The sequence below is a fragment of the Bartonella jaculi genome, assembly GCF_039543045.1.
In the GTDB taxonomy this organism is placed as follows: domain Bacteria; phylum Pseudomonadota; class Alphaproteobacteria; order Rhizobiales; family Rhizobiaceae; genus Bartonella; species Bartonella jaculi.
Genome location: NZ_BAABIZ010000037.1, coordinates 1 through 8,994, shown reverse-complemented (window position 1 = coordinate 8,994; position 8,994 = coordinate 1). Strand labels below are relative to the sequence as shown.

The 8,994-nt window shown below is 42.0% G+C and carries 14 protein-coding genes; 9 read left to right on the top strand and 5 right to left on the bottom strand.

The annotated features are described in order from the left end of the window. Positions 1–104: 104 nt before the first annotated feature. Positions 105–467 carry a Rha family transcriptional regulator gene (locus ABD915_RS08330; RefSeq protein ID WP_345117317.1) on the bottom strand — a complete coding sequence of 121 codons (363 nt, stop codon included), beginning with the start codon at positions 465–467 and terminating at the stop codon, positions 105–107. 123 nt (positions 468–590) lie between these two features. Here ABD915_RS08330 and ABD915_RS08325 point away from each other — a divergent pair, with 123 nt between their 5' ends. The 8 genes from ABD915_RS08325 to ABD915_RS08295 are packed head-to-tail and all read left to right on the top strand — an operon-like array spanning position 591 to position 7,090. Continuing rightward, entirely contained in the window at positions 591–1,982 is a 1,392-nt protein-coding gene (locus tag ABD915_RS08325; protein WP_345117315.1) for a phage tail sheath subtilisin-like domain-containing protein, read from the top strand. After that, positions 1,982–2,488 (top strand): phage major tail tube protein, encoded by a 507-nt coding sequence (locus ABD915_RS08320; RefSeq protein WP_345117313.1) that lies wholly within the window; start codon positions 1,982–1,984, stop codon positions 2,486–2,488. The genes ABD915_RS08325 and ABD915_RS08320 overlap by 1 nt, the downstream gene beginning before the upstream one ends. A gap of 2 nt (positions 2,489–2,490) precedes the next feature. Beyond that, positions 2,491–2,775: a phage tail assembly protein gene (locus ABD915_RS08315; protein WP_345117311.1), complete on the top strand. Its 285-nt coding sequence runs from the start codon at positions 2,491–2,493 to the stop codon at positions 2,773–2,775. Continuing rightward, a complete protein-coding gene (locus tag ABD915_RS10325; RefSeq protein WP_425548205.1) occupies positions 2,724–2,888 on the top strand; it encodes a GpE family phage tail protein in 165 nt (54 codons plus the stop codon). Before ABD915_RS08315 ends, ABD915_RS10325 begins: the two co-directional genes overlap by 52 nt. Then, positions 2,885–5,185, top strand: coding sequence for a phage tail tape measure protein (locus ABD915_RS08310; protein ID WP_345117309.1), 2,301 nt, complete (start codon positions 2,885–2,887; stop codon positions 5,183–5,185). Before ABD915_RS10325 ends, ABD915_RS08310 begins: the two co-directional genes overlap by 4 nt. Before the next feature lie 5 nt (positions 5,186–5,190). After that, positions 5,191–5,571 (top strand): phage tail protein, encoded by a 381-nt coding sequence (locus tag ABD915_RS08305; protein ID WP_345117307.1) that lies wholly within the window; start codon positions 5,191–5,193, stop codon positions 5,569–5,571. After that, positions 5,568–5,792 (top strand): tail protein X, encoded by a 225-nt coding sequence (locus tag ABD915_RS08300; protein ID WP_345117305.1) that lies wholly within the window; start codon positions 5,568–5,570, stop codon positions 5,790–5,792. The genes ABD915_RS08305 and ABD915_RS08300 overlap by 4 nt, the downstream gene beginning before the upstream one ends. Beyond that, a complete protein-coding gene (locus ABD915_RS08295; RefSeq protein WP_345117303.1) occupies positions 5,789–7,090 on the top strand; it encodes a phage late control D family protein in 1,302 nt (433 codons plus the stop codon). The genes ABD915_RS08300 and ABD915_RS08295 overlap by 4 nt, the downstream gene beginning before the upstream one ends. An 85-nt stretch (positions 7,091–7,175) precedes the next feature. On the opposite strand, the gene ABD915_RS08290 is transcribed toward ABD915_RS08295, so the two are convergent. From ABD915_RS08290 to ABD915_RS08275, 4 genes are all read right to left on the bottom strand, one after another. Further along, positions 7,176–7,496 carry an addiction module antidote protein gene (locus tag ABD915_RS08290; protein WP_345117301.1) on the bottom strand — a complete coding sequence of 107 codons (321 nt, stop codon included), beginning with the start codon at positions 7,494–7,496 and terminating at the stop codon, positions 7,176–7,178. After that, the gene (locus ABD915_RS08285) at positions 7,483–7,785 is read right to left on the bottom strand and encodes a type II toxin-antitoxin system RelE/ParE family toxin (RefSeq protein ID WP_345117321.1); all 303 of its coding nucleotides are present in this window, start codon (positions 7,783–7,785) and stop codon (positions 7,483–7,485) included. The genes ABD915_RS08290 and ABD915_RS08285 overlap by 14 nt, the downstream gene beginning before the upstream one ends. Before the next feature lie 111 nt (positions 7,786–7,896). Further along, positions 7,897–8,220 (bottom strand): type II toxin-antitoxin system PemK/MazF family toxin, encoded by a 324-nt coding sequence (locus tag ABD915_RS08280; protein WP_208431501.1) that lies wholly within the window; start codon positions 8,218–8,220, stop codon positions 7,897–7,899. Then, entirely contained in the window at positions 8,220–8,444 is a 225-nt protein-coding gene (locus ABD915_RS08275) for an antitoxin MazE family protein (protein WP_345117299.1), read from the bottom strand. The genes ABD915_RS08280 and ABD915_RS08275 overlap by 1 nt, the downstream gene beginning before the upstream one ends. 143 nt (positions 8,445–8,587) lie before the next feature. Here ABD915_RS08275 and ABD915_RS08270 point away from each other — a divergent pair. Next, positions 8,588–8,994 (top strand): lysozyme (locus tag ABD915_RS08270; protein WP_345117297.1); only part of this gene is annotated, 407 nt, incomplete at its 3' end.

The following is an 8,994-nucleotide window of genomic DNA, read 5'->3' as shown; positions in this document are numbered from 1 at the left end:
CAGCCTGTGGAGAGGAAGGCTCTGGCCAATGTCTTGTGACTTTGGTGAAACCAGCCTCGAAGAAGCAGGAAATCAACAGTAGATGTAATCAGAAATGAGAATATTTACGTAAGTTTGATAGAACGGCTTACTAAAACTCGTTTGGCTTCTTCAACAAGCGTTTTATAGTGTTTGCTCTCTTCTACTAATGTAAAAGCTTTCACAAGATGCATGTGAAGCGGTCCATAAATATAAACAGCTTTTTCAGTAGGTCCCATTTCATCCCAGTTGCTTGGAAAATCAAAGCGTGTATCACGGTCATCATCAATTAACTGGTTTTTTAAATCATAGAAAGCTTTAACGAGTGCTTTTTTGAATGCACGCACCGTATCATTGTTACGCATATAGGTCATGAGTAGAGTGGCTTGTGGTTCATTGAGGATAGCAACTTCTCTCTTTTGACCGCCTTTACCGTCTCTTTTACTCACTTGGATTTGAAATGCGAGTGAACCAAAATCCTTATGATTTGCTGTTTAAAGGGTGCGATTTCAAATCCAACCCTCATTTTTCCCATTCATTTTCATTCACCAATATTTAAAGGAGCATAAAGTATGGCAACAGGTTTTTTACACGGTGTTGAAGTCGTTGAGGTCGACGACGGCACCCGCCCCCTTCGCGCGGTTCAATCGGCAGTTATCGGGATTGTTGGCACGGCGCCCGATGCTGATGAACAAGCCTTTCCTCTTAACACACCGGTTTTGGTTACCGGTTCTCTTTCACAAGCCGCTAAACTGGATAAAACAGGCAAGCGTCAAGGCACATTGCCTAATGCTCTTGATCTCATTTTCAAGCAAGTGGGAGCAATTGTTGTCGTCGTACGTGTGAACGAAGGTGATAATGAAAGCGCGACACTTACCAATATTCTAGGCGGTGTGAACGCAAATGGTGCTTATGAAGGCGTCCACGCTTTGATCGGAGCACAATCCATTGTGGGACAAACACCACGCATTCTCATCGCCCCAAGCTTTACGCACAAACGCCCTATCAGTCTTAGCAAGATTGATGTGATAAACCAAGGAAGTGGTTACACACAAGCAACCGTTAAAATCGAAGGCGGTGCAGAAGCAGAAGCAATCCTGAAAGATGGAAAAGTAACTTCTGTTGTCATTAAAGACAGTGGCTTTGATTATCACACCGCCCCAAATGTGACGATTGAAGGAGATGGCACTGGTGCGACAGCCAAAGCCGAAATCAGTACAACCTCTAATCCAGTAGCGGCAGAACTCATTGGCATTGCAGAGCGTCTGCGTGCTATTGTGGTGCTTGATGCACCAAACACAACAGATGAAGCAGCACTCAGCACAGCAAAGGATTTTGATTCAAAGCGCGCCATTATCATTGATCCGTTTGTAAAAGTGAATCGTGATGGAAAAATTGTAGAACAGCCAGCAAGTGCAGCAGTTGCTGGTGTCATTGCCAAAACAGATTTTACACACGGTTTTTGGCATTCACCTTCAAACAAAGTGATCAATGGCATTGTTGGAACTGCGCGCCCCATTGATTTTTCCATTGGTGATCGATCAAGCCGCGCCAACCTTCTTAACGAACAAAACATCACAACCATTATTCGCGAAAACGGTTATCGTCTTTGGGGTAATCGCACCCTTTCAAGCGATACAAAATTTGCTTTCTTATCGGTGGTGAGAACCGCAGATATGATCAATGACGCCATTTTGCGCGGGCATCTATGGGCTGTCGACCGCAATATCAAAAAAACCTACATGAGTGATGTCAGTGAAAGCGTCAATGCCTATTTGCGTGATTTAAAAGCACAAGGCGCCATTCTTGGGGGGCGTTGTACACCCGATCCAGAGTTGAATACAGCAAGCGCTATTGAAGGCGGCAGAGTCTATTTCAATGTCGAATTCACACCAACAACACCAGCAGAACACATCACATTCCGTTCACGCATTGTGAATGATTATTTAGAGGAGATCTTTTAATGACCGTACCTGTTTTACCAAGAGTTCTGAAATATTTTAACATTTTTGTCGACGGTATTCCCTATCAAGCAAAGTGTGAAAGCGTCACCCTCCCGAACTTGAATTTGGTCGTTGAAAACTATCGTGGCGGAGGCATGGATTCCTCCATTGAGGTTGACCTTGGTCTTGAAACTCTCTCCCTTACCATGACCATTTCTGATTGTTCACCAGAATTAATGGCGCTGTTGGGACGCACAGATGTCGACATCTCATTGCGCAGTTCAATGCAAGCGCAAGGGACGCCGGCAGAAGGGGTTATCATTACCATGAGAGGGCTTTGCAAAGGCTTTGAAATGGCAGAATGGCAACCGGGAGGCAAAGCAACTTCTACAGCTACCTTCACATTGCAATATTTCAAATATGTCCAGAAAGACGTTGAAATCGTTGAGATAGATGTCCTCAACTTGGTGAGAAAATTCAATGGTGTCAATCAACTTGCAGACCACAGAGAAAACATAGGATTATAAAAATGACTATACAACAAACTGTTACCCATCAATTGCTTATCCCTATTACCTTTGAAGGAAAAGAACACGCCGAAATTACCTTACGGCGCCCCAAAACAAAAGATTTGCAAGCCATCGACAAAAAAGAAGGCATAGAGCAAACAATCGCTATGATTGCACGTCTTTCTGAATGGCCACATGAGGCTATCAGTGAACTCGATATCAATGACCTCTCAAAAATTGGAGAAATTTTGGAATCTTTTATCAAACGGCGGGACACCTCGACTGGGAAACCGCCGCTAAACTGATTGCCGATATTGCCATTGTGTTCCATTGGTCTCTTTCAGAGATGATGGAAATGGAACCAAGAGAGTTGCTCTTTTGGCGAAAACAAGCAGCAGAAAGGTATAAGACAAAATGAGTAAAAAAGTTGCCGATGCAAAGGTCAAGTTGTCTCTTGAAGACAAACTCACCGCGCCTTTAAAACGTGTGCAAGAGAAATTCAATAAACTTTCAAAAACATTATCCCATAATTTGGGGATTCCGCGCTTTTCTGCTGCTGTCAAAAACATGACAAAAAGCCTTCATGGCGTTCAAAGTGCTCTTGGCATAGCGGCAAGTCGTGCTTCGGTCTTTACCGGTGTCCTAGGGCTTGCTGGGGGTGGTCTTGTGGCAAGTGTGACCGCCGTTACCATGAAAACCATGCATCTGGGGGATAGTCTTCACCACGCATCACGACATTTGGGGATGAGTGTTGCATCGCTTCAATTATGGGGCGATGCAGCCGATAATTCAGGATATTCCGCTGAACTCTTTCAACAATCTCTAGCAACTTTAAATAGGCGTTCTGCGCAAGCATATGCTGGACAAAAAAGAGGCATTATGGGCTTTGAGGCACTTGGTATTTCGGTAAAAGATGCCTCTGGAAAACTCAAATCAAATTCGGCTTTGTTGGAAGAAATTACCGACAAGATGAGTAAGATGAAAAATCAAGCACAAAGACAGCATATTGCTGCTCTGCTGTTTGGTGGGGATGGCAAGGAAATGGCCGCCATGCTTGCGCAAGGAATGGCATCCATTAAAGAGCTGTTTGCAAAGGCTAGGAAAGGAAAATGGCTGATAGGTGCCGATGTTGCACGCTACGCAGCAGATTTAAGCGACAAAATGGGAGCCTTTAAGAAAAAAATAGGCGGTATCGCTAGCTTTATTGGCGCGCGTTTCATGCCCGTGATCAATGATATGATTGACGGTTTTTCTCGCCTGATTGATGAAAACCGTGACCTCATTCAAACAACCGTTGCGAGCTGGGCTAAAACCTTAAAAAAAGTCCTTAATGATTTGCTTAATCCTACCTCTGATTTAAGAAAAGGCATCAGTGATCTTACAGAGAGAATTAAAGGCTGGTTTCGCTGGCTAGAGCCTTTGGTTGGTGAAATAACTCTCTTTAAGATAGGTCTTATAGCCCTTGGTTCCTTTATTTTTGGTCCACTCATTGCCGCATTAGCAGCCGTAGGAGCCGCATTTGTCACACTTGGTATCACAATCATGACCACACCCATAGGTTGGATACTTGGTGGTATCACGGCACTTGTTGGAGCTGGATATCTGCTCTACAAAAATTGGGACAAAATCAATGGCTGGCTGCTTACATCACTAGCCATAGTAAGCGCAGTTTTTATCAGGCTTGCTTTCGCTCTTTCAGGACCAGTGCTTTCAGCCTTCACTTCCGTTGGTTCTAAAATTACCGGTCTGGCTGCAAATCTTGGAAAATCCCTGCTCTCAAAAATAATCGTAGCAGATAAAGCTTTTATTAGATTTTCTGCTACTCTGGGAAGATCACTGCTTTCAGCATTAGCCTCAGCTGCTTCTGCAGTTGCCAGTCTTGCTTTAACTCTTATAGGTACACTGATTTCGGCAATAACTGCCGTTGGTTCTGCTTTTATATCGCTCGGTATTGCTATCATGACCACACCTATCGGTTGGATAATTGGTGGCATTGCAGCTCTTGTAGGCGCTGGATATTTGCTCTACAAAAATTGGGATACGGTAGTGAACTTCATAAGCAAGTTATGGGATTCTTTTGCTAGCTTGTGTAGTAGCGTTTTTGGTAAACTCTTTACTCTGTTTAAAAAGTTTTCACCACTCTCTTGGATTGCGAAAAAAATCAATGCATTGATTGATTGGCTGTTTGGGGTCAATTTAATGGAAGCAGGTGCCAATCTGATTGGAGGACTGTGGGACGGTATCAAAAGCAAGTGGACTGATCTATGCAACTGGTTTAGCGGCATGATAAGCAAATTAACCAGCTGGATGCCTCATTGGATGAAAGAAAAGCTCGGTTTTAACGTCTCAATCAACAAAACTTCAACCCAAACCATTAAAACCTTTACCGATGAAACCAATGCTCGGGCAAAAAAAATGCTGGATACAGCAGTGGTTACAAATACCCCACCTGAAAAACGCAAGAGTGGTTTTAATACAAGTGTCGTTGAAACAGGACAAATGCAAGCAACAAATGCAAAAGTGGGTGCCTTTAAAACTCCAAAGCCAATTACGGTTCATAAACCCGTTGAAGTAGACGCCCGTGTGATGATTTCAAATTTAAATATTTCTGTTCCCAATGGTTTAAAAGACGAAATCCGCGCCGCCGTAAATCAAGCCCTTGAACACTATGCCAAACAACAGCGTTTGGCTATCGCCTCCAGCCTTTCGGATTAAACATCATGATGTTAGCTTTAGGTAGTTTTATCTTTTCCATTGAAACAGCAGCTTATCAAGCCCTCGATATGACCTATGACATCCCATGGGTAGAGCAAGGTCGATTGAGGCGCAAGGCTGCTCTTCAATTGCCAGCTGTTGCCAATGCAGCATTTTCCCTAACAGGTGTGGTTTATCCAGACTTTAAAGGCGGTTATAGACAACTGGAATATTTACGACAAATGGCACATCATGGTCCTCACATCCTCGTAACGGGTCAGGGGAAGATTTTAGGAAAATTTGTCATCCTTTCTGTAAAAGAAAAGCAAAGCTTCTTTCATCAAAATGGCGCGCCTAAAAAACAAGAATTTACCGTCAATTTGAGAGAATATGGTGAAGAACTATGAATGATCTTTACGTAACAAAAGAAGGCGATATGGTTGATGCTATTTGCTGGAGATATTATGCCAAGGGTCAACAAGCGCTTGCTGTTGAACGCGTCTATGCAGCGAATTTTGGTCTTGCAGACTATGGACCCATCTTAAAAGCAGGTATCACCATACTCTTGCCGGCCCTCCCCTATCCTAAAGCCACACCAGTCATTAGAATTTGGGGTAGCAAATCATGAAACCTTTTTGCATGGTTCTAGCAAATGGAGAAGACATTACACGCGTGCTGATGGACTATGTTTTGTCGATTGAAATTACTGATGAAGCAGAAGACAAAAGTGATCGTATCACCATAGAGCTTGATGACCGCGCCCGTGACAGTGATAACGGCTTTCTTGATATTCCTCTCATAGGAACTATCCTTTCTGTCACCCTTGGCTATGAAGGTGGTAAAAACCGCGATATGGGCGCCTATCTGATTGATGAAATCTCTGTAAGCAGTCCACCACAAACCTTAAATGTTACAGGGCGTGCTGCTTCTATGAACACGTCCTATCGAACACCAAAAAGCCAATCCTATCACCAACAAACCCTTGGCAACATTATTCAAAAGATAGCACAGCGCAATGGCTATACAGCAAAGGTCGACCCTGCTCTTGCCAAAATTGTTGTGCGTCACATTGATCAAACCGCAGAAAGTGATATGGCTTTTGCCACACGCCTTGCAGAAGAATATGATGCGGTCGCAAAGCCCGTTGATGGCAAATTGGTGCTTGCCAAACGCGGTGAAGGAAAAGCCATTACCGGTGAAACACTCCCTATTGTTGTTATTCATGAAAAACATTGCACCTCTTGGGATTTTAAATATAGTGCACGCGATGAAGCAGGTAGTGCCAATGGCTTAGCAACAGATGCAGGAGATGACCAAAAAGCCGCCGCTGATGCAAGGGAACCAGAGGAAATTGAAGAAGGCGAAGATGTGATCCATATGGATGAAAATGATATCCCTAATTTGCCTAAAGCAGAAATACAATCCTCTGAAAAACAAGAACAAGAACAAGAGAAAAAAGGCGGTGTCCTTGCAAGCTATCATGATATCCGCACTGGTGAGAAAAAGGAAGTCAAAGTTGGTAAAGAACCTTTTCATGAACTCAAATATACCTACCATAACCAATCAGAAGCGGTTGCAGCCATTGCTGCTTATCGCAATAAATCATCACGCGGTAAGTCTTCTTTCTCATGTGATATCGGTGGTGATCCGTTTGTGCAAGCAGAAGCAAAGCTTATTCAAGAGCCCCCTTTCCGCCCCTATATTCCAACAGAATGGCGCATCAAAAGTGTCAAACACAAGTTTGATAAAACAGGTGGATATACAACAAAAATAGACTGCGAACTTTTTGATGAAGCGCAAGAAGATGCGGCTGGAAACGTTGCAAACACAACACCAGACAAGGATGATACCCTTGATCCAAACGCCCCACCAAACGCATGCGACGAAGGCGAAGGCGTAATCCATATGGACGAAGAGGATACATGATAGGTTATAAACCAAATGTAGAGCCCCTCATTAAAAATGATTGCTTAAATACCTCCCTTCCCCATCTTTAAAGGTGGGGAGGTAGTCAAGATGCTTCTTCTAAAGCTGCTTGTTCCTTACAATTATTTTGGATAGGCGTTAAGCTAATCTGCAAATTTAAAGCACTCAAAACACTAAGAAAAGTAGAAAGCCGTGGGTCGCCTTTATCACTTAAAGAACGATAGAGGGACTCGCGATTTAAACTTGTCTCTTGAGAAACAGCTGTCATTCCTTGTTTACGTGCAATAATACCTAATACATGTGCAATATAACCACTATTTTTAGTTTCTAAAGCATCATCTAATAAAATCTTAAAGTCTTCAGGCGTGTTAAAATATTCACTTACATCAAATTTAGTAATTTCCATGTTTCATTTCCTTTACTAATTGAAGGGCTTTTTCGATATCTTTTTGTTGTGTGGATTTATCACCAGCATTTAACAATAAAATGATTTGTTTTCCTTGTTTTACAAAATAAACCCGATAGCCTGGTCCATAATTTATTTTTAACTCACCAATACCACGGAAATATTCCACATCACCTAAAAGACCATATTCAAGGCGCAAAATGCGTGCAGCAACCTTCTTTTGCGCTTGTTTGTCTTTTAATGAGTCTAACCATTCTATAAAATATAGTGTTTTTTTGACAATAAATATCTGTAGCTTATAAGATACATAATAAATAATGTCAAATACATTCTTTTGTTCCAATGAAAAAGCTACATAAAGCTTAACCAAGCTATCTTTCCGAAGAAAAAAATCCAATTTTTATTTTACTATTCCTAAAAATACAGCCAAACAACGTTCAATCTCCAGCATTTCCTTTGCTTGAAGAGAGCCAAAAATGGAACTCATTTTGTCACATCTTACCGTCATAATCTTATCAATCATTACTTGCGAAGGTTTTTGCAAACCATTTTTAGCGTTTGGCTGAATCGTAATGCGGAGTAATGGCGCATCAACAAGTGTACTTGTAATTGGTAAAACCGTCATGCTGGTATGTTCACTAAATTGATTAGCTTGAATGATCAATGCGGGTCTTGGTTTACCAAAATCACCTTGTATCGCTATTGTTACCAGAGAACCACGCATCATTCTGTCCAACCATCAACATCCATTAAAGATTGATCCATAAACAACTGTATAGATGTATCAGCTTTATCCATTTTTGCTACTAAGCGACATTGGCGGCGACACTCTTCTGCAAAATTTGGCTGGCGTATATCTGGAACCCAAATCTGCATTAAGCGCAAACCTGCTTTTCTTTGCGTATTGCGGTGTTTTTGAACCCGTTCATTAACGTGCATTGTACCCATAATAAAATCTCCATTATGTTTCATGTAACGTATAACACAGAAAAAAGTTACATGAAACGAGATTTTTAATAAATGCAATAATTACAATTTTTAATATTCACTCATCCCCGCCTTGTGCGGGGCTTTTTTTTATGGAGAATCATATGCGAAAAATATCAAAAGAAGGGCTTGCACTTATCAAACAATGGGAAGGTTTGCGTTTGAACGCCTATAAAGATGCCATTGGGGTGTGGACAATAGGTTATGGACATACAAACAGTGCTGGAAAACCTTTTGTTCATAAAGGTATGACAATCACTGAAAAGCAAGCAGAAGAACTTCTTTGCCAAGATTTAAGACAATTTGAAAATGCTGTTGAACGCGCTGTTACGGTCTCATTAACGGATGAACAATTCGCGGCGTTAGTATCTTTTTGCTATAATATAGGAACAGCAGCCTTTTGTAACTCGACACTGTTAAAAAAGCTCAATCAGGGTGAATATGAAGCTGTCCCTGCAGAGCTACAGAAATGGACCCAAGCAGGCGGAAAGCGTCTTGAAGGTCTAGCACA

What these genes read in the sequence shown, in the direction of transcription:
- ABD915_RS08325 (WP_345117315.1), top strand. Translation starts at nt 591, where the DNA reads ATGGCAACAGGTTTTTTACACGGTGTTGAAGTCGTTGAGGTCGACGAC.
- ABD915_RS08320 (WP_345117313.1), top strand. Translation starts at nt 1,982, where the DNA reads ATGACCGTACCTGTTTTACCAAGAGTTCTGAAATATTTTAACATTTTT.
- ABD915_RS08315 (WP_345117311.1), top strand. Translation starts at nt 2,491, where the DNA reads ATGACTATACAACAAACTGTTACCCATCAATTGCTTATCCCTATTACC.
- ABD915_RS08310 (WP_345117309.1), top strand. Translation starts at nt 2,885, where the DNA reads ATGAGTAAAAAAGTTGCCGATGCAAAGGTCAAGTTGTCTCTTGAAGAC.
- ABD915_RS08305 (WP_345117307.1), top strand. Translation starts at nt 5,191, where the DNA reads ATGATGTTAGCTTTAGGTAGTTTTATCTTTTCCATTGAAACAGCAGCT.
- ABD915_RS08300 (WP_345117305.1), top strand. Translation starts at nt 5,568, where the DNA reads ATGAATGATCTTTACGTAACAAAAGAAGGCGATATGGTTGATGCTATT.
- ABD915_RS08295 (WP_345117303.1), top strand. Translation starts at nt 5,789, where the DNA reads ATGAAACCTTTTTGCATGGTTCTAGCAAATGGAGAAGACATTACACGC.
- ABD915_RS08290 (WP_345117301.1), bottom strand. Translation starts at nt 7,496, where the DNA reads ATGGAAATTACTAAATTTGATGTAAGTGAATATTTTAACACGCCTGAA.
- ABD915_RS08280 (WP_208431501.1), bottom strand. Translation starts at nt 8,220, where the DNA reads ATGCGTGGTTCTCTGGTAACAATAGCGATACAAGGTGATTTTGGTAAA.
- ABD915_RS08275 (WP_345117299.1), bottom strand. Translation starts at nt 8,444, where the DNA reads ATGGGTACAATGCACGTTAATGAACGGGTTCAAAAACACCGCAATACG.